This window comes from Gordonia otitidis NBRC 100426, assembly GCF_000248075.1.
Classification (GTDB): domain Bacteria; phylum Actinomycetota; class Actinomycetes; order Mycobacteriales; family Mycobacteriaceae; genus Gordonia; species Gordonia otitidis.
In genome coordinates, this window is sequence record NZ_BAFB01000131.1 from 12,916 (window position 1) to 31,933 (window position 19,018).

Below are 19,018 nucleotides of genomic sequence, written 5' to 3' on the forward strand. Positions count from 1 at the left end.
GAATCCGAGCGCCTGGGCAACCGCAAGTCGGCCGGGCCTGGCTTAGGCGGCCGACACTTCCAGTGCGTCGAGGATCTGGTGGGCAGTGGCGTCGGGGCGTCGAGTGATGTCGTCCCAGGTGAAATTCAACACCCGCCAACCGTCCGCGAGGAGGGCGTTGCGCTTGGTCCGGTCACGTTGGAAGGTCTTGGCGTCGCGGTGGAACGCGAAGCCGTCGATTTCGACGACGAGCCGCGCCTCGCGGAACACGAAGTCGAGGAGGTATCCGAGGACCTCGGTGTTGGCCGTCCAGCCGGTGATGCCATGTGCGTCGAAGAGCGCGGTGGCCGTCCGCTCTGCCTCCGATCGTGCGCCGGACCGCAGTGCGTCGAAGAGTCGTCGGGCCTCGGGTGCGCCACGACGACGCGGGTAACGGCTCAGTGCGTCGTCGAGTTCGGTGATGGTGACGCGGCGCGTGAGTAGTGCGTTGTCGACGGTCGAGGTGTCGCCATCGGCGGCGATGTCGAGGAGGGCGGTTGCGACTGACGCCACGCGCAGCCCGTCGACCACGACAACGTCTGGTTCGTGCAGGCGCCGATGCGTGACGAGAACGCCTGCCGATGCACCTGCGTGGCGACCCTTGACCTGCGTGGCGACGGTGATCTTCGACGGAAAGGCGCTGGTGATGCCGTGCCACCATGCGGCCGACGACCCGACGAGCACCGCGGATTTGCCGACCGATGCGACCGCGATCCGGACCCGTACACGCGAGGTCCGCGGATGGTCGACGGCACGGAAGGTGCCCACCGCCTCGCGCACCCACGTGCCGGCGGAGAGCCGACGCTGCACAGAATGCCTGCTGAGGCCGAGGGCGCGAGCCTGTGCGAGAGTGATGACGCCGTCGTGAGTCGACAGGTGGTGCGCGAGCGTGGTCATGCGGTATCGGACGTGGCGAGTCGCACCGAGGTTCCATGTCCGAGTTTCCACGCCGGGGGCCGAGAACTTCCGGTTGCGCAGACGTGCGGGATCCGAGCGTCTGAGCAACCGGAACTCCAGGCGGTGCCGCATCGTCGACCTGGAGTGTTTTGGGTTAAGTGGGCCCGGTGTTCTACACTGAAGTGTCAGGTTTACCCTTGACTTGCGCGCCGCCCATAGGGTGGCGCGTTGGTTTTGTCGGGGACGGTGTGGCGATCGACGCGATCGGTACGCTGGAACCGGCAGGTCGACCGAAGACCGGCAACTGCCGAGCTCGTAAAGAGTTGACGCAGTCGCAAAGGGGCGTAGCTCAACTGGCAGAGCAGCGGTCTCCAAAACCGCAGGTTGCAGGTTCAAGTCCTGTCGCCCCTGCCCTGGAGAGGGCACACGTTGACGAGAGGACCTCGAAGGTGAGCAAGCGAGATCGAGCCGCCCGCGCGAAAAACGACGGGCAGTCCACCGCCGCCGATTCGGCAGCGGAGGAGCTCGAGAGCCGCGACGACACCGTCGAAGCCGCGGACGCGTCGGACGAACTGCGTCCGACCGGCAAGCGTTCGGGACGTGGTCGTCGCTCGTCGGCGGGTGCCGTCGACACGAAAGACGGCGACTCGGAATCCGAAGGCGGATCCGCGGTTGCCGTCAAGGAACGCAAGGTAAAGAAGGCGTCCGAGCAGAGCAGCAATCCGTTTGTGCGGATCTGGGTGTTCATGCAGCAGGTCGTCTCGGAGATGAAGAAGGTCATCTGGCCTTCGCGACGCGAGACGATCACGTACACGATCATCGTGCTCGTGTTCGTGGTGTTGATGACAGCGTTCATCTTCGGGATCGACCTCGGCTTCGCCAAGCTAGTTCTCTGGATCCTCGGCTGATTCGGGCTCACTCTCACTCAGGTGAGCCCGCTCCCGACCGGGTCATCCGACGGACGACCAACTTCATGAAAGAGGAGCGTGGGCTGCAGTGAGCACCCCGGATAACGAGTTCGAACCGACCGACGTGGCCGACACGGTCGACGCTGCTGCGACCGACGCCGGGAGCGAAGCGAGCGGGTCGAATACTGCGACCGACGCCGGGAGCGAAGCGACCGTCGACGAGACCGACGATCCGGGCACCGAGGCGCAGGTCGAGGCAGCCGAAGACGAGGCAGCGGCCGTCGACGGTGGCGAGGACGCAGTCGAGCAGGCCGAAGCCGCCGACGACCTCGCAGCAAGCGACGACGCGGCAGCAACCGATGACGCCGAGGCAGAAGAGGTCGACCCCGCCGAAGAGCTGCGCAAGCAGCTGCGTCGCGCACCGGGCGAGTGGTACGTGATCCACAGCTACGCCGGCTACGAGAACAAGGTCAAGACCAACCTCGAGACCCGCGTGCAGAACCTCGACGTCGGCGACTACATCTTCCAGGTCGAGGTCCCGACCGAAGAGGTCACCGAGATCAAGAACGGTCAGCCCAAGAAGGTCAACCGCAAGGTGCTGCCCGGTTACATCCTGGTGCGCATGGACCTCAACGACGAGTCGTGGGGCGCGGTGCGCAACACCCCGGGCGTCACGGGCTTCGTCGGAATGACCAGCAAGCCGTCGCCGTTGAGTCTCAACGAAGTGCTGCAGTTCCTGCTGCCGCGGACCCCTGCCAAGAAGGCTGCCGCCAAGGGCGCCGAGAGCGTCGAGCAGGCCGCGGCCGCCGCGACGTCGGTCGTCGAGGTCGACTTCGAGGTCGGCGAGTCGGTCACCGTCATGGACGGTCCGTTCGCGACCCTGCCCGCGTCGATCAGCGAGGTCAACGCGGAGCAGCGCAAGGTCAAGGTGCTCGTGTCGATCTTCGGTCGCGAGACGCCGGTGGAACTCGGCTTCAACCAGGTCGAGAAGATCTGACCGCACGGGGTTCCGCCCCGTGAACGCCCGGAAAGGCAGCTACCGGCTGACCGGGTGACATGAACTTCCACGCCTCCAGCGGACGTGGATCTGCAAAGAAAACAAGCAAGGAACAAAGGATGCCTCCCAAGAAGAAGAAGCTCGCCGGGATCATCAAGCTCCAGATCCAGGCAGGCCAGGCCAACCCGGCCCCGCCCGTGGGTCCGGCGCTCGGTCAGCACGGCGTGAACATCATGGAATTCTGCAAGGCGTACAACGCGGCGACCGAGTCGCAGCGTGGCAACGTCGTGCCGGTCGAGATCTTCGTGTACGAAGACCGCTCGTTCGACTTCAAGCTCAAGACCCCGCCTGCGGCCAAGCTGCTGCTCAAGGCCGCCGGTCTGCAGAAGGGTTCGGGCGAGCCGCACACGAAGAAGGTCGGCAAGGTCTCGATGGACCAGGTCCGCGAGATCGCGAAGACCAAGGCCGAAGACCTCAACGCCACCGACGTCGACCAGGCCGCGAAGATCATCGCCGGTACTGCTCGGTCCATGGGTATCACGGTCGAGGGCTGATTTCCCCGGCGTGGTCACACGATGGGTGTTCGCTTCGCGCGCGCCCGGTGCGACCAGCGACAAGTGAGTGGGAGGGCCGGCTCGGCCCAGACACCACCAACCCGAATCATCAACACGGAGAAAGAACAGAGCAATGAGCAAGAACAGCAAGGCCTACAAGGCCGCGGCCGAAAAGGTCGACAAGAGCAAGCTCTACAGCCCGCTGGAGGCTGTCGAGCTGGCCAAGGACACGTCGTCGAAGAACACCGATTCGACCGTCGAGGTCGCAATGCGGCTGGGCGTCGACCCTCGTAAGGCAGACCAGATGGTTCGAGGCACCGTCAATCTGCCTCACGGTACGGGTAAGACCGCCCGCGTGATCGTGTTCGCCGCAGGCGACAAGGCTGCAGAGGCCGTCGCAGCAGGTGCCGACGAGGTCGGTGCCGAGGACCTGATCGAGAAGATCCAGGGCGGCTGGCTCGACTTCGACGCCGCGATCGCCACGCCGGATCAGATGGCGAAGGTCGGTCGTATCGCGCGTGTTCTCGGACCGCGCGGCCTGATGCCGAACCCGAAGACGGGCACCGTCACCACCGATGTGACCAAGGCCGTCAACGACATCAAGGGCGGCAAGATCAACTTCCGCGTCGACAAGGCTGCCAACCTGCACTTCGTCATCGGTAAGGCGTCGTTCGACCCGGCCAAGCTGGCCGAGAACTACGGCGCTGCGTACGACGAGATCATGCGTGCAAAGCCGTCGGCTGCCAAGGGTCGCTACATCAAGAAGGTGACCGTCTCGACGACGTCGGGCCCGGGTATCCCCGTCGACCCGGCCGTGACGCGCAACTTCGCCGAGGCCCCGCAGGCCTGACGCAACGTAATCTGTTGTAGCGCAACAGATCAGAAGCCCCCGAGTGCCACTGGTGCTCGGGGGCTTCTGCGTCTGAGGCTGCGGGTCGGTGACTATCCCCCGCAGCGCTGCGCGAAGGCGATGATCTCGTCGGCCACCTCGTCGCGGATCTCGGGTTCGTTGTGCACCTCGTGGCGGAAGCCGGTGTAGATGCGGGCGCGCACGTCGTTGTGTCCGCTCGCGACCAGGGCGTTGCCGACGTGGTAGGCGCCCTCGCCGTAGTTGCCGACCGGGTCGGCGTCGCCCGCGAGGATGAGCACCGGGAGGTCGGTGCGGACGGTTGGGTACCAGGTGTCGGCGTTGACGGCATCGTAGAGGTCTACGAACCCGCAGATGAATCGCACCGACATGGGCGCCCCGAAGTTGTTGAACGGGTCACGAGCGTGGTCGCGCACCACACCGGGATCGCGCGCCACCCACGCGGTGGGGAAGGCGTCGTGCCCGTAGCGGAAGGTGAAGCCGTCGAACATCTGAGTCGTGTAGGTCTCCGTCGCGGTCGACGTCGGGTCGGTTTCGGCAGCGAGAGCCGCGCGGTCGAGGACGCTGTCGATGCCATGGATCTCGGCAGCGATACCGCAGAGGATGAGCCCGTTGAGCCAGTCGCTGTCATCGGAGACCAGGCCGCGCGCGATCATCGATCCCCATGAATGCCCGAAGACGACGTAGGGCAGGTGGGGGTACAGCTCGCGGACCTTGTCGCGAAGTGTGCGCTCGTCGGCCACGACGACACGGTCGGCGTCGTCCCCGGCATCTGCCCACACACCCGATGTCATGGCCGTCTTGCCGTGTCCGGCGTGGTCGTCGGCGACGACGACGAACCCGGCGTCGAGGAGTCGGGTGATCAGCCGGAGGTACCGCCGTGAGTGTTCACCGAGGCCGTGGATCACGTGGATGATGCCGCGCGTCTTGGTGGCGGGTTCGTAGACCCAGGCGAAGATGGTGTCGCGGTCGTTGGCCGACGTGAACTCGATCTCGCGAAGTGACAACGGTGTCCTCTTTCGACGGGCCGCGTGCGCGGCGTGGGTGCGGTCGGTTATCGAGGTTAGACCTCGATTTCTCCTGGCGGGCACGTGTCAGGTATGCCAGAATCAACCGGTTGTTTTCTTTTGCGAAGAATCCACTCGGACGAACTCAGGAGCCGGTACATGCCGTATCTCGGATTGATCTACGTGGCGATCTTGGTCATAGCCCTGATCGACATCATCAACACCGACGACGCACTCGTGCGCGGAATGCCGAAGCTGGTCTGGATTCTCCTCGTGGTCCTGCTGCCCCTCATCGGCGCGCTGCTGTGGCTGGCTCTCGGACGTCCGACCGCCGATGATCGTCCGCGCGGTGCTGCGCCGGGTTCGGTCGCCGCGGAGTTCCCGGAATACGACCGTCCGGGCCGCTACATCCCCGAAGACACCGAGGCCGATCGCGAGTTTCTCGCCGCGGTGCGTGCGCGCGCGGAGGAGCAACGACGTATCGCCCGCGAGCAGGCGCGACGCCGCCAGGACGGCGACGCCGCGTCGTGATCGGTTGCCGAGCTCGGCCTCGGGCGTGCGGGTCAGGCGTCGACGTTCTCGGCGTCCACCTGCTCGATCGGCCCGGTGTCGGGAGTGATCCCGAACGTCGGTGCAGGGGTCAGTCGTCGTGGTCGCGTCGTCGGATCGGCTCACCCAGACGCTGGCCCGCGCGGTAGATGTGGCCTTCGACAGTGCGGACAGACAGCGAAAGTCGTTCCGCGATGGCCTTGTTGGACAATCCGCGCCGCGCGAGTGTGACGATCTCGTGCTGGCGGGTCGGGATGGGGGCATCGGATGTCGCGGCGATGATCGCAGGCGTGTTCAGCCCGAGGCGTTCGCGGAGTTCTTCGAGGTGTTCCAGGGCCGACAGACGTGCACCGTTGCGGTCGGCTGCGGCGTACGCGGCGGCCGCATGGGCGTAGGCGTCGGCCGCGGCGTCGAGCATCCCGATACTGCGATACGACGTCGCGGCCCCGCACAGTGCGTCGCCATCACGCTGCGCCAGGGCCAGAGCGTGGTCGGCGGCGGCCTGCGCGCGCGGCACGTCGGACAGCTCTGCTGCGAGTTCGCCGAGCCGCTGCCCGTGATCGGTGGCGCCCCAGCGCAGGGCGGTGTGTAGTGCGAACAACTCGGGTGCGGGCAACCCCGCCTCACGTGCGCGCGCAGCGATCGCGACGGCGCCGGCGATAGCAGCGGACACCACGCCGTCGAGCGCCGAACGCCAGCAGGCCAGCAGGTCGATCCGGTCGCGACCGTAACCGAGAGCGCCACGCGGCGGATCGGGCAGACGTTCGACGCACTCGTCCAGAACCGCCCGGTCACCTGCCAGTGCCGCGGCGTATGCGCGTTCGATGTAGAACGGCAACCGCATGAAGTCGGGACCGCCGCAGGCCAGCATGTCCCGGAGGGTTGCGTCGAGGCTGAGTGCGGAGTCGCGGGCATCGCCGTGCGCCACTGCGGTGAGACCGCGGATGCCCCATGCCCAGTACACCGCGATGCCTCCTCCGACGTCCTCGGTGACGGTGGCGACGTCGGAGGCGATCATGTCGAGAGTCACGAGATCGCCGGTGAGCGCGCAGAAGTATGCGTGCATGTAGCCGACCTCGGCGCGGTGGTATGCCGCGGCGCGGAACGTGTCGGCGATCTGGTACGACGCCTTGGCGGTGTCGTTCATCTCCCGGACCCGCCCGAGGCTGCCCAGCGCGGCAATCCTGCCCCACCCGACGAACATGCCGAACAGCGGCGGCAGGGAATCCATGGCGGGGAAGGACGAACCGAGTTCCAGGGCACGATCGGGGTTGCCCGAGACCGCATCGCAGAGGAAGTCGATCATTCTCCTCGTCTGTTCGCCCACGCCCTCGTCATCGACCATCGAACGGGCACCCGCGGCGTCGTCGAAAACCCAGAAGCGGTTGGCCGCACGCAGGAACGCGACGGTGTCACGCGTTTCGGCGTCCTCGATGTCGGCGAGCGGCGCCAGTGTCGCCTCGGCCGCGTCACCCCAACCCGACACCGAGAGCGAATACCCGTGCTGAAGGGTTGCGGGAATCGCGATCGGACCATCGAGTGCCTTCGCGGTCAGCTCGCGCGCGAGTTTCAGGTTCAGTTGGTGAAGGGCTGCTGTCGCACCGTCGAGGATGAGTGAATCCCTTGTCGCGGGATCGATGTCGGCGTCGACGGCGAGTAGCGCCCGACGGATCGATGCGGTGCTGTCGGTTGTGTGATCGGCCGTGATCTGCTCGGCCAGGCGCGCACGCAGTCGGCGGAGTCGCGCCACGCTCGCCCGCGCCAACCTCACTTCCGCGTACAGGGGATGCCCGATCCGGACGTGCGGGTCCCCGCCAAACGGCTCGGTGTCGTCGACGACGATGTAGCCCGCCGACTCAGCGGCTTCGATGTCCTCGGACGCACACAAATGCTCGAGCACCGACATGGCGAGGGGCTCGGCGAGTGCGACCGAGTCGACGACCTCCAGCACAGGATCCGAGGCGCCACCCAACTGGGCCTCGACGGTGGTCGACAACGAATCCGGCACGCGTAGTTCGGAATCGATGACCCAGAAGTCGCCGCGTCGGATGATGGCGCCCTGCTCGATGTTGGCCTCACACAGCGCGATCAGGTACAGCGGATTTCCGTGCGTCAGGGTCCACAGACGTGCGGCCAACGGTGCCGATACCCGACCCCGCAAGCCGACGCGCAGAAATTCCTCGGTCTCCTCGGCGGTCAGCGGCGGCACGGTCATCACCGGGATGGTGCCCTCGCGCAGCAGGTCGGTGACGGACGTGGTCGGCGGGGCCCCGTCGCGGAGAACGGCGAGGATCGTCACCGACGGTCTGCTGCGTAGCCGGTGCACCACCAGCATCGACTGCTCGTCGAGACGGTCGATGTCGTCGATGACGAGGATCTGCCTGGGACGTGCGGAGAGCCTGGCGACCAGATCGGAGATTCGCCGCAGCGGGTCGGTCACCTCGTTGTCGATCCACGCGGCGAATGCGCTCAACGGCACCTGCGGGCTCGCGGCGGTGCCCGAGATCCAATGCACCGGCAGGGGCAGACCCGCCACCGACTCGCGCACCAGTCGGGTCTTACCGCAACCTGCCGGGCCGCGGAGCAGCAGGAATCCGCCGGACGGGGTCAACAGTTCGGTTCTGATGCGTGCGGCCTCGGCGGCTCTTGCCGACCACGGCCAGCGGTCGCTCATGCGGCGACCCTATGGCACCGCGACCGGTGATGTGCGCTGGTGCTCGAATTGTCCAAAGATTGTCCGGTGTGGTCGACGCACATCGACCACACCGGACCCGCGGGCCGTCAGGCGTCGACGACTTCGGCGTCGACCTGCTTGATCGGACCGGTGAACCACTTCTTCACCGACGCGTGCCAGTAGCCGTAGAGCAGGATCAGTGCGCCGCCCACGAGCAATGGCGTGTAGTTGACGTACTTCCACTCGAAGCTCGGGTCCCACGGCATGCCGCCGAGTGAGGTGGGGAACATCGCGACGAGCGAGGTCAGTGCGATCTCGATGAGCGCGAGCGGTGCGATCCACTTGTACTTCGAGCCGAGCGTCCACGAGCCCGCCTCGAAGGAGTCGCCCGCCTTCCAGCGGTAGTAGATCGGGACCGCGAAGCACATGTACAGGCCGACGACGCCGATGGACACCACCGCGTAGAAGGCGACCGGTACCGGTGCGCCGTTGATGTCGACCGACACCAGCGCCGGCAGGGTGATGATCGCGGCGATGGTGGCCGTCGCGACGACGGCATTGGCGGGCATGCCGTTGGAGCGGACCCGCGACCACAGCTTGTGGCCTGGGACCGCACCGTCACGGCTGAACGCGAACATCATGCGCGACGCGCTCGTCTGGCACGCGGCCGTGCAGAAGAGCTGGCCCGCGGTCGAGATGATCAGCACGACGCCTGCCCACTTGGAGGTGAGCGCCTGCGTGAAGATGGTCGCCACGGCGCCGCCGCTCTTCGAGACGCCGTCGGCGTCCTGCACGGCGAACAAGAAGCTGAGCAGCAACACCCAGCCGCCGACCGCGGAGTACGCGATGGACCGCCAAATACCCTGTGCCGCAGCGTTCGCCGCCCCCTTGGTCTCCTCGGAGAGGTGGGCGGACGCGTCGTATCCGGTGATCGTGTACTGCGTGAGGATCGCCGAGATGGGCAGGACGAAGAGGACGAAGCCGAAGCCCGACGTCTTGCCGTCGAAGATGCCGCTGTTGTTGATGGTCTTGGCGAAGACATCGGAGAACGAGGCGTGCTGGTCGGGAAGGAGGAACAGGATGAGAATGACTGCGGCAGCGCCGAATACGTGCCACCACACGGAGATGTTGTTGATCATCGACAGCAGGTGGCCGGAGAAGATGTTGATCAGCGCGGCGCACGCCAGGATGATCAGGAAGATGACGAAGACGCGTGTGAGGCTGTAGCCGTCGAGCCATGACTGGCTGAAGGTGCCGATGGTCAGGTCGAGGAAGGTCGCGGCGCCGTACGCCACCGAGGCGAGGATCGCGACGAGGCCGATGAGGTTGAGCCATCCCGTGTAGAAGCCGGCCTTCGCACCACCGAGTTTGGCTGCCCACCAATAGATTCCGCCGGACGTGGGGTAGGCGGAGACGAGCTCTGCCATGCAGAAGCCGATCAGCAGGATGAAAATCGACACGATCGGCCAGCCCCAGGCGATCGCCGCCGGTCCGCCGTTGTTCCAGCCGAGTCCGAACGACGTGAAGCATCCGGAGAGTATCGAGATGATCGAGAACGAGATCGCGAAATTGGAGAACCCGGACCAGGACCGGTGCAACTCCTGTGTGTAGCCGAGCCGCGCGAGGTGGGCCTCGTCGTCGGAGAGATCGTCGGCAAGGGTGTCATGGCCTTCGGGCATGGGGTACTCCCGCGAGTGAGTGATGGTGCGACGCGCCGTTGCGATGTGCAAGACCAGCAGAACATAAGCTGCCCGCGACGATTTCGCATGCCGGAAACGGACATTACGACGAATTCACGAGCGAGCATGTTGTTCTCGTTGCGAAATGATGCCGACGAGAGAGCGCGAGTTGATCTGCGATCACGCTGCGGATGCGCCGTCGGCCGACGATAATCACCGAGGAGGGGCGGGATTTTCGGGGCAGCACGAGACACAGGCGGTGAACGTGAGACAAGCCCGACCGAGCAAGATGGCGATCATCGGCGCAGGTGCCGTAGGTACCGCGATCGCATATGCGTCGCTGATCCGCGGGGTCGCGCGCACGATTGCGCTGATGGACATCAACACGTCGAAGGTGACAGCAGAAGTCCTCGACCTCTCGCACGGTCTCGAGTTCGTTCCGCGCGCCGACATCATCGGCGACGACGACGTGTCGGTCTGCGCGGACGCCGACGTCGTCGTCTTCACGGCGGGAGCCAAACAGAAGCCGGGGCAGTCGCGGCTCGAATTGGCCGAAGCCACAATCAATCTGACCAAGAACATTCTGCCCGGCGTGATCGAGGTCGCCCCTAACGCGATCTACATCATGGTCACCAATCCCGTCGACATCGTCACCTACGCGGCGCTGAAGTACAGCGGGCTGCCCAGTAATCAGCTATTCGGTTCGGGCACGGTGCTCGACTCCTCGCGGCTGCGGTTCCTCATCGCCCAACACTGCGGCGTCGCCGTGCAGAACGTCCACGGCTACATCGTCGGCGAGCACGGCGACTCCGAGATCCCACTGTGGAGTTCGGCGTCGATCGGCGGTGTGCCGTTGCTGGAGTGGAAGCCCATCCCCGGCGGACAGGCGATCGACGCCCCGGCTCGCGAACGGATCCAGCACGAGGTGGTGCATGCCGCCTACAAGATCATCGAGGGCAAGGGGGCGACGAACTACGCGATCGGACTCGCGACGACGCGCATCGTCGAAGCGGTGTTGAACGACGAACACCGCGTGATGCCGATCTCGACGGTCACGGGCGGGTACGAGGGACTCGACGACGTGTGTCTGTCGCTGCCGACGTTGATCGATCGCAACGGGGCGGGTAGCCGACTCGAGATCAAGATGTCCGATGCCGAGCACGACGGTCTGATGAAGTCCGCCGAGACACTGCGGGAGATGCAGGACAAGTTCGGGCTGTAGTCGACTGCGGATGCTCGGAGATCGATTCGGCGCCGGATGGAACCAATCCGGTGTCGATCTAGTCTGATCTGTATGCGCGACGACAAGCTCCTCACTCGTATCGCGGCGCTGCTGCGCCAAGCCGAGAACACCGACAACGAACACGAAGCCGAGACGTTCATGCAGGCCGCGCAGCGGTTGGCGACGTCGGCGTCGATCGACCTGGCGGTGGCGCGTGCGCACGATCCCGCTGCACGTCGGGCCACCACGCCCATCACCAGGCAGATCGCGATCGGCGAGACCGGCAAGCGCGGATTGAAGACATACGTGCAGCTCTTCGTCGCCATCGCACGAGCCAACGACGTGACGGTCGACGTCGCCGGCAACTCCACATTCGTGCTGGCGTACGGATACGAAGCCGACATCGACACCTGCGAGGCCTTGTACACGTCGCTGCTGATCCAGATGGTCGCGGCGAGTGACGCGTATCTGCGGTCCGGGGAGTACAGGGGCGAGATGTCGGCGCGGGTGGTGCGCAAGGGGTCGGGCTGGCGAGCGCGCAGGGTCGTCGAACGCAAGCCGGTGGCTCCGATCACCGCGCGGTTGAACTTCCAGTCCGCTTTTGCCGAGCGGATCGGTCTGCGACTGACCGAGGCGCGCGATGCCGCGCGGCAGGAGGCGATGGCGCGCGAGGAGTCGAAGGAGCTCGCTTCGGGTTCGACGTCGACCGCGATCGCCCTGCGCGACAAGGAACTCGAGGTCACCAACTTCTACAAGACCGAGTCGACGGCGCGCGGTACCTGGCGGCCGACGAGCGCTTCGTCTGGTTACTCGGAGGGTGCCCGTCAGGCGGGCGACCGAGCAGGTAGGCGGGCGAAGATCGGCGCCGATCGCGAATTCGGTTCTCCACGTGGGGCGTTGGAGGCGTAGTGCGCCGAGGGTCAGCGGATCATGCCCTGCAGTGCGTCGATATAGCGCTGGTTCTGTGCGGTGTCCGTACCACCCGGAAACGACATCACGATGTCGACGACCTGGTAGTTGCCGGGATGGGCGCCGTTGTAGAGTTCGGCGCGGCCGGTTGTCGGGAACTTCATGAGGATCACCTGGTCGGCTTCGACGGCGACGGTGCATCCGGCCGCGGGACACAGGGTCGCCGTGGCGTCGTGCCGGTTGGTGACGGGCAGGCCGGTTCCGGCGATGCGGTCGAGCAACTGGTCGAGTTCGGCCGGATCGACGGGATTGTCAACATACGACGTCGACGACGCCGGGGTCACGGTCGTCACCTCGCCCGCAGACGAGCTGCATCCGCTGAGACCGCAGACGAGGATCGCCGCTGCTCCGACGAGCCCGACGGTGAGTCGTCCTGTGGTGTGCGAACGCAGCGGCATCGCGTGAACTCCCTGTCCGTCGTTGGTCGAGATCGTGGCAGTTCCGAGCCTAGTCCCGGCCCGCGGGGACATGAGCCGCGTCCCGGTCCGCGGGAGGTGGCGGAGCACCGTGGCGCCGCGTGACACCGGACGCGAACGGTTCTACGAGGCGGAGCGACTGATCAGAGGACTCTTCGACCGCGCCGGAGACCACCGGACGGTGCAACTCGCGGGCACCGAGTTGACGCTCCCGGTCGAAGCGCAGTTCGGCTCGATCGACTCGGTGCGCGAGTACGTCGGGCGAGTGCTGACGATGCCGTCGGTCACCGCGCGGTTCGACGCCGCACGACGGCCCGTGACCGTGCGCAGCCGCCGCGGGAACCGCTCGGCCCACTATGCCGTCGACTCGTCGGGGGGCCGCGAGATTGCGATACCCGACGGCCGCGACGGGCGGTGGGCACTGCGCGAAGCCGTGGTGCTGCACGAGATCGCGCACCATCTCGACGAGTCCGACGGTCCGGCGCACGGTCGGGGATTCACGCAGACATTGACCGAACTCGTCGGCCTGGTGATGGGACCGGAGGCGGAGTTCGTCTACCGGGTCGTCCTGGCGGACTCGGGGGTGTGACAGACCAAGCGGATGTCAGATCCCGTCGCCGGCGAGGAAAGTGAGGTAGCTCGGATGCTTCGGGTCGAGGACGAGTCGCTGCCTGCGGCCGCGGGCCTTCACGAGATCGGGGACGACGGTGAGGTACCGCGGGAAACTCGCTGCGTACACGTTGACGCGCAGACGATGTCCCGGTTCGAGGACCGCGTCGGTCGGCACGAGGTCGACGTCGATGCGGACCGGCGCATCGGGTGGCACCGGCAGTTTGCGCTTGCGGGAGAGGAAGTGGTGCGCACCGACGAGACTGCCGTCGGACGCGTATGTCGACTGACTCGGGTCAAGCGCACGATTCGACGCTGAGAGCGCTCCGTTGGTCAGCACCTTCGACGTTCCGTCCGGTGCGACGTCGTTGACGGTCACCGCCCAGATCGCCTCGTGTGCAGTTGTTGCCACGTTGAGTCGCAGGTTCATCGAACCGCTGATCGGGGTCGCTTCTGTGACGGGGTCGCTGGTGAATGCGAGCGCCCCGCGTTCCTGGAAACGCGCGTCGGCGGTGAAGTGTTTGCCGAGTGCCATGGTGGCGCCGGCGGTCACCTGGGTCATGTCGCGCGAGATGATTCCGCGGACGTCGGCCCGCACGTGTAGCGACGTGTGCTCAGCGCAGGGCGTCGACTGCAGCGCGCCGTCGTGCACGCAGTGCTCAGCGCTCGACGAGCACTCGTTCGACAGGTACAGCCTGCGTGGCGTCACACCGTTACGGGGAAACGACTGGCCCGCCGTCCATGTGCCGCCCTGCTGACGCAACGTCACCGGGCCGTAGTGTTCGACGCCGTTCGCGTGTCCCTTGAGCCAACGGTCGAACCATGCGCGCTCGAGCACGTCGAGGCGTGGCGGCGCGAACTTGCCGCCGAATCCGGACCCGACGTCGAAGTGGTAGCCGTCGCCGACGATCAACTGCTTGCGGCCGGGTTCGAGATTGAGGCGTTCGTAAATGCCTGTGGCACTTCGACCGAACAGATCGTGCCACGCTCCGACGGTCAGGGTCGGCGCCTCGATCTGGTCGATCCTGGGATCGCGGGCGTCGAAGTACGGGTCGTCGAAGATCCGGTCGTCGCGCGCGGTGAGGAAACCCCACAGCAGCGAAGGGATTTCGGTGGCAGGAGACGCAACGCGGTCGCGTAGCCAACGGAAATGGTTGCCGCGCACTATATCTCGCAGCATCGTCGAGGGATTCGGAACCCACTTCAGGATGTTGACCACCGAGAGCCACGCCGGGATGAACGCCGATGGCATACCGCCGGTGATGTAGATGTCGCGGACGATGTCGTCACAGCCCTCGACTGCGAAGACCGCGCCGAGAGCGGCGGGCCGTTTGTCGGCTGCCTGTAGCGAATTGATGGCCGAGTACGACCACCCGGCCAATCCGACACGGCCGTTGCACCAGGACTGCTCGCAGACCCAGTCGATGATCTCGACGGAGTCCTGCTGCTCGCGTGGACCGAGGATCTCCCACTTGCCGTGGCTGGCGCCGGTACCGCGGACGTCGACGATGACCTGCGCGTAGCCGCTGCGCACAAGGTTCCGATTGATGCCGAAGACGTCGATGACGCCTCCGGCAAGGGTCTGCGTCAGGGTGGTGAGGCCTTCGAGCGCTGTTCCCGACGCATCGACCGACCGTGCCGCTGCCCGGACGGCGCCACCGAGGATGGGTGCGTGCATCGTGGTGTCGATGAAGTCGATGGCGGCGCGGTTGTAGGGATTGATGTTGATGATCGCGGGATACGGCGTGGTGACGACGTCGCCGAAGCGGGTCGCGGGACGCACCACCGTCGCGCGGAGCTCGATGCCGTCGCTCATCGTCAGCGTGACGTCGCGGTCGATCGATACGCGCGGGTAGACCTGCGGGCCGTCGACCTGCTCGCGCCAACGCATCGCGCTCGCACCGCCGGTGGGGTCGCCGAGGGGGAGGGTTCCGAACACGGGCGCATCGGACGTGGATCGACGCTGCGGAACCGGGTCGAGCGGAAACGGCTCAACCCGACTGCGGTCGGATTCTGTCGGTCCCAACTGAAACGCCATGGTGCATCAGCCTGCCTTTGAGGTCACTGCACCTGCGTCAGCCGGTTTCGACCGGTGGGCGTGCTGTCGCCGATGCCGTCACTTCATCGTGTCGGTTGGAGAAGCTGGACCGCGTTGTGGCGCATGGCCTCAACCCCACCCGGTTGTGGTCCATCTCACTCCGGACACCGACACTAGTCCATCTGTGGTCTCGGAACGCTAACTAGGGGGCGTCAATTTGGCCCTCGTAGTCAAATGCGCAGGTCAGGGCATGTATCAATCCTGAACATTCTGTTCGGATAGGCCGAGATTCACAGCGGCGGCGGCTTCGAGGACCATCCATCCCGAGAGCTGAACCGAGAGATCGCGCTCGGGAACCGCCGACGAGTTGACCGCTCCCGCCACGAATGCGGCGTCCCCGCCGCCGCGGGCGGGCCTGGCGGCAGGTTGGTGCCAGTCGACGCTGAACACCACGGCGTCATCGACCTCGGTGCGTGTCTGCCAGGCGGCGTCGGCGCTGGTGAGGACGAGCGCCGCGCTCCGACGACGAAGTTCATCGGCGCCGGGTAGGTCGGCGGGCAGATCGGTCGCGACGAGCGCCAGATAGCGGGCGAGAACGCCCATGAACAGTCCGCCGTCGCCACCGCCCGCACCACGGATCACGCCGTCGGGGCACTCGTGGCTTTCGACCGCTGTGAGCAGGCGGTCGATCCGGGCGAGGTGTACGGGATCGCGGGTGAGCCGCGCGGCCTCGACCTCCGAGCCCAGCACGACTCCCTGGCAGTACGTGTAGATCGCGGTGACGCGCTCGAACCCGCCGTCCCGCGGCTTGATGCCGTCGATGACGAGATGGGAGTCGGGGTCGACGAGTGTCGCGTCCATCCAGTCGCACATCTCCAATGCGCGCCGCGCATGGCTGCCGGGCTGGGCCCCTGCCCGCCCGGTCCGTGCCAGCAGGATGGTCGCGGGTCCGTTGGCGGGGGCGTTGAAGAAGGTGTCGATGGTGCGCCACGGGATACCGCCGCCGCGCTCGGGCTCCCAGGCGTCGTACATGCGCTTGCTCAACACGCGCAGTGCCTTCGGGTGATGGAGATCGAGGTGACGATCGGCGCGCTCGATCGCCAGCCCCAGCCACGCCATGTCGTCGTAGTAATTGTTGGTCCACCGTCCGAGGTTGCGCAGCCGGATGCCGCGCAGGAGGCGGTTGGCCAGGTCGGCGAGCTCGGGGTCGTAGGGCGCGTCGTCGAGGGGGCGGTGGATGGCGGCGTCGACGATGAGGTCGAGTAGATGGGCGTGCCACCAGTAGTGCCAGAATCCGAAACGGCTACGCAGTACGTCCAGCGGGAGGCGACTCAACGGCCATGCGACCGTCGCCAGGCGTGTGCCGGGCACCCACCACGCATGCCGAAGATGCCTGCCGAGGATCGAGTCGGCCGCGATCGCCGCGCGCGCGTTGGGATCCGAGACGTCGCGGGCGACCGATTTGGATGCATTCCCCATGGTCGGGTAGCCTATTACTTCGGTGTGACGCGCAGGTGTGCGTCGTATCGGTTCAACCAGAGACCGTCGGTCATCGGAAGCGATTCCGGTCGAAGGTCGGCTGCAGCGTCGTAGGCGCGAGGTCGGCGGCCCACGCAGGGAGAACGAGGAATAGTGGTGAGTGCATCGTCGAATGCGCCTGCCGAGAAACTACGCCCCGTGCCATCTGCGTGCCGGGGCGTTCATTTGTTTCGCCCCTCCTTGCGGGTATCTGGTCCGAACTCTGACCAACTCGAGTGATGAGGAAGGAGGCGAAGTATGGCCAAGTCCGAAAAGGTCGCCGCAGTCGCGGAGATCGCCGAGCAGTTCAAGGGCTCAACGGCGACGGTCGTCACGGAATACCGTGGATTGTCCGTCACTCAGATCACTGATCTGCGACGTTCCCTCGGTGAGGGCGCAACCTACTCCGTCGCCAAGAACACCCTTGTGAAGCGTGCCGCTGCTGAGGCGGGCGTCGAGGGACTCGACGAGCTGTTCACCGGCCCGACCGCGATCGCCTTCATTGAAGGCGAGCCGGTGATGGCCGCGAAGGCGATCAAGAACTTCGCCAAGGACAACAAGGCTCTGGTCATCAAGGGCGGGTACATGGACGGCAAGCCGCTGTCCGTGTCCGAGATCGAAACGATCGCCGACCTTGAGACCCGTGAGGTCTTGCTGGCCAAGCTCGCCGGTGCCATGAAGGGCAACTTGGCAAAGGCCGCCGGACTGTTCAATCAGCCGGCGTCGCAGGTGGCACGACTCGCTGCCGCCCTGCAGGAGAAGAAGGAATCCGCAGGCGAGTAAGTACTCCGGTACTCATCCGCCAGCACACAAGCATTCCCCCGCGCGGGGAAGAGACAACAGATGCCCCGCGTGGGGACTTACAGGAAGGACGCCACCATGGCGAAGCTCACCGCTGACGAGCTCATCGATCAGTTCAAGGAACTGACCCTGCTGGAGCTCAGCGATTTCGTGAAGAAGTTCGAAGAGGTCTTCGAGGTCACCGCGGCCGCTCCGGTCGCCGTTGCCGCCGCAGGCGCTCCGGCTGCTGCCGGCGCCGAGGCTGCTGCCGAGCAGGACGAGTTCGACGTCATCCTCGAGGGTGCCGGCGACAAGAAGATCCAGGTCATCAAGGTTGTGCGTGAGGTCGTTTCCGGCCTCGGCCTGAAGGAGGCGAAGGACCTCGTCGAGGGTGCTCCCAAGCCGATCCTGGAGAAGGTCGACAAGGAAGCTGCCGACGCCGCCAAGGCCAAGCTCGAAGAGGCCGGCGCCAAGGTATCCGTCAAGTAAGACGGAAGTAAGACGGTTCGAGACTTCATCTCGGACGAGCCCGGGACAGCGTGCTGTCCCGGGCTCGTTGCTGTCTGCAGACAGAACACAGTGGGCCGACGATGTGATCGTGAACCCACTTTTGTTCTGTCGGTGGCATGGGATACTCTCTTGGGCAGCCAGGTTACCGGTGGGTAATTGACCGGACCTGAGAACCGCCGAGAGGCGGTGTGGATACGGGGGAGTCGTCCGCTAGAGTGACCCCAACCACAGTTGAGTCCGACTGCGTCTGCGCTTGGTGATCGGCTGCCGCGCTACTGGACCCGAGTTTCTTGGAGGATGTAGTGGGTGTTGAGGTCAGCGTCGAGGGGCTCACCAAGTCTTTTGGTTCTCAGAATATTTGGCGTGATGTGACGTTGACTTTGCCGTCGGGTGAGGTGTCTGCGCTGCTGGGTCCGTCGGGTACCGGTAAGTCGGTGTTTTTGAAGACGTTGATCGGTTTGCTGCATCCCGAGCAGGGGTCGGTGATCATCGATGGCACCGATATCACGCAGTGTTCGGCCAAAGAGCTCTATGAGATCCGCAAGTTGTTCGGTGTGTTGTTCCAGGACGGCGCGCTGTTCGGGTCGATGTCGTTGTATGACAACATCGCATTCCCGCTTCGTGAGCACACGAAGAAGAAGGAAGACGAAGTCCGCAAGATCGTGATGGAGAAGATCGATCTGGTGGGTTTGGCCGGTGCGGAGGACAAGCTGCCCGGTGAGATCTCCGGTGGTATGCGCAAGCGTGCCGGGTTGGCGCGGGCGTTGGTACTCGATCCGCAGATCATTTTGTGTGATGAGCCGGA

Annotated in this window: 18 protein-coding genes and 1 tRNA gene; 12 read left to right on the forward strand and 7 right to left on the reverse strand. The window is 65.6% G+C overall.

Going from position 1 to position 19,018, the window contains the following annotated elements; translation table 11 throughout:
* Positions 1-42: 42 nt before the first annotated feature.
* Entirely contained in the window at positions 43-1,047 is a 1,005-nt protein-coding gene (locus GOOTI_RS13770) for a type IV toxin-antitoxin system AbiEi family antitoxin domain-containing protein (RefSeq protein WP_083835919.1), read from the reverse strand.
* A 206-nt stretch (positions 1,048-1,253) separates the two neighbouring features.
* On the opposite strand from GOOTI_RS13770, the gene GOOTI_RS13775 reads away from it, so the two are divergent.
* The 5 genes from GOOTI_RS13775 to rplA all read left to right on the forward strand — a co-directional run bounded on the left by GOOTI_RS13775 (position 1,254) and on the right by rplA (position 4,224).
* Positions 1,254-1,326: transfer RNA gene (locus GOOTI_RS13775), tRNA-Trp, on the forward strand.
* Between the two features lie 38 nt (positions 1,327-1,364).
* Entirely contained in the window at positions 1,365-1,823 is a 459-nt protein-coding gene (gene secE / locus GOOTI_RS13780; protein WP_007239209.1) for a preprotein translocase subunit SecE, read from the forward strand.
* 88 nt (positions 1,824-1,911) lie between these two features.
* A complete protein-coding gene (nusG, locus tag GOOTI_RS13785) occupies positions 1,912-2,820 on the forward strand; it encodes a transcription termination/antitermination protein NusG (RefSeq protein WP_007239210.1) in 909 nt (302 codons plus the stop codon).
* A gap of 119 nt (positions 2,821-2,939) precedes the next feature.
* Positions 2,940-3,374, forward strand: a complete 435-nt coding sequence (gene rplK / locus GOOTI_RS13790) for a 50S ribosomal protein L11 (protein ID WP_007239211.1) — start codon at positions 2,940-2,942, stop codon at positions 3,372-3,374.
* Positions 3,375-3,507: 133 nt separating this feature from the next.
* Complete coding sequence (gene rplA / locus GOOTI_RS13795) at positions 3,508-4,224, forward strand: 50S ribosomal protein L1 (protein ID WP_007239212.1); 717 nt, start codon at positions 3,508-3,510, stop codon at positions 4,222-4,224.
* A gap of 92 nt (positions 4,225-4,316) precedes the next feature.
* On the opposite strand, the gene GOOTI_RS13800 is transcribed toward rplA, so the two are convergent.
* On the reverse strand, positions 4,317-5,249 hold the full coding sequence (locus GOOTI_RS13800) for an alpha/beta fold hydrolase (RefSeq protein ID WP_007239213.1): 933 nt from the start codon (positions 5,247-5,249) through the stop codon (positions 4,317-4,319).
* A gap of 159 nt (positions 5,250-5,408) precedes the next feature.
* Between GOOTI_RS13800 and GOOTI_RS13805 the strand changes: the two genes are divergently transcribed.
* Positions 5,409-5,780: a PLDc N-terminal domain-containing protein gene (locus tag GOOTI_RS13805; protein ID WP_007239214.1), complete on the forward strand. Its 372-nt coding sequence runs from the start codon at positions 5,409-5,411 to the stop codon at positions 5,778-5,780.
* A 109-nt stretch (positions 5,781-5,889) separates the two neighbouring features.
* Here GOOTI_RS13805 and GOOTI_RS13810 read toward each other — a convergent pair whose 3' ends face one another.
* Positions 5,890-8,472, reverse strand: coding sequence for a helix-turn-helix transcriptional regulator (locus GOOTI_RS13810; protein ID WP_007239215.1), 2,583 nt, complete (start codon positions 8,470-8,472; stop codon positions 5,890-5,892).
* Positions 8,473-8,579: 107 nt separating this feature from the next.
* Positions 8,580-10,151 (reverse strand): amino acid permease, encoded by a 1,572-nt coding sequence (locus tag GOOTI_RS13815; protein ID WP_007239216.1) that lies wholly within the window; start codon positions 10,149-10,151, stop codon positions 8,580-8,582.
* A 289-nt stretch (positions 10,152-10,440) separates the two neighbouring features.
* Here GOOTI_RS13815 and GOOTI_RS13820 point away from each other — a divergent pair, with 289 nt between their 5' ends.
* Together GOOTI_RS13820 and GOOTI_RS13825 are read left to right on the forward strand one after the other, a co-directional pair.
* The gene (locus tag GOOTI_RS13820) at positions 10,441-11,373 is read left to right on the forward strand and encodes an L-lactate dehydrogenase (protein WP_007239217.1); all 933 of its coding nucleotides are present in this window, start codon (positions 10,441-10,443) and stop codon (positions 11,371-11,373) included.
* 72 nt (positions 11,374-11,445) lie between these two features.
* Positions 11,446-12,282 carry a DUF2786 domain-containing protein gene (locus GOOTI_RS13825; protein ID WP_007239218.1) on the forward strand — a complete coding sequence of 279 codons (837 nt, stop codon included), beginning with the start codon at positions 11,446-11,448 and terminating at the stop codon, positions 12,280-12,282.
* Positions 12,283-12,293: 11 nt separating this feature from the next.
* Here the strand turns inward: GOOTI_RS13825 and GOOTI_RS13830 are convergent, their stop codons facing one another.
* Positions 12,294-12,740 (reverse strand): hypothetical protein, encoded by a 447-nt coding sequence (locus tag GOOTI_RS13830; RefSeq protein ID WP_007239219.1) that lies wholly within the window; start codon positions 12,738-12,740, stop codon positions 12,294-12,296.
* Between the two features lie 109 nt (positions 12,741-12,849).
* Here GOOTI_RS13830 and GOOTI_RS13835 point away from each other — a divergent pair, with 109 nt between their 5' ends.
* Complete coding sequence (locus GOOTI_RS13835; RefSeq protein WP_007239220.1) at positions 12,850-13,347, forward strand: TIGR04338 family metallohydrolase; 498 nt, start codon at positions 12,850-12,852, stop codon at positions 13,345-13,347.
* Between the two features lie 15 nt (positions 13,348-13,362).
* On the opposite strand, the gene GOOTI_RS13840 is transcribed toward GOOTI_RS13835, so the two are convergent.
* The gene (locus GOOTI_RS13840) at positions 13,363-15,405 is read right to left on the reverse strand and encodes a CocE/NonD family hydrolase (RefSeq protein ID WP_007239221.1); all 2,043 of its coding nucleotides are present in this window, start codon (positions 15,403-15,405) and stop codon (positions 13,363-13,365) included.
* A gap of 255 nt (positions 15,406-15,660) precedes the next feature.
* Positions 15,661-16,884 (reverse strand): glycoside hydrolase family 76 protein, encoded by a 1,224-nt coding sequence (locus tag GOOTI_RS13845; protein ID WP_007239222.1) that lies wholly within the window; start codon positions 16,882-16,884, stop codon positions 15,661-15,663.
* A gap of 297 nt (positions 16,885-17,181) precedes the next feature.
* Between GOOTI_RS13845 and rplJ the strand changes: the two genes are divergently transcribed.
* The 3 genes from rplJ to GOOTI_RS13860 form a co-directional block, all read left to right on the forward strand.
* Positions 17,182-17,706: a 50S ribosomal protein L10 gene (gene rplJ / locus GOOTI_RS13850; protein WP_007239223.1), complete on the forward strand. Its 525-nt coding sequence runs from the start codon at positions 17,182-17,184 to the stop codon at positions 17,704-17,706.
* A gap of 96 nt (positions 17,707-17,802) precedes the next feature.
* Positions 17,803-18,192, forward strand: coding sequence for a 50S ribosomal protein L7/L12 (gene rplL / locus GOOTI_RS13855; RefSeq protein WP_005169747.1), 390 nt, complete (start codon positions 17,803-17,805; stop codon positions 18,190-18,192).
* A gap of 323 nt (positions 18,193-18,515) precedes the next feature.
* Positions 18,516-19,018, forward strand: a 503-nt coding sequence (locus GOOTI_RS13860; RefSeq protein WP_007239225.1) for an ABC transporter ATP-binding protein, incomplete at its 3' end; no start/stop codon positions are given.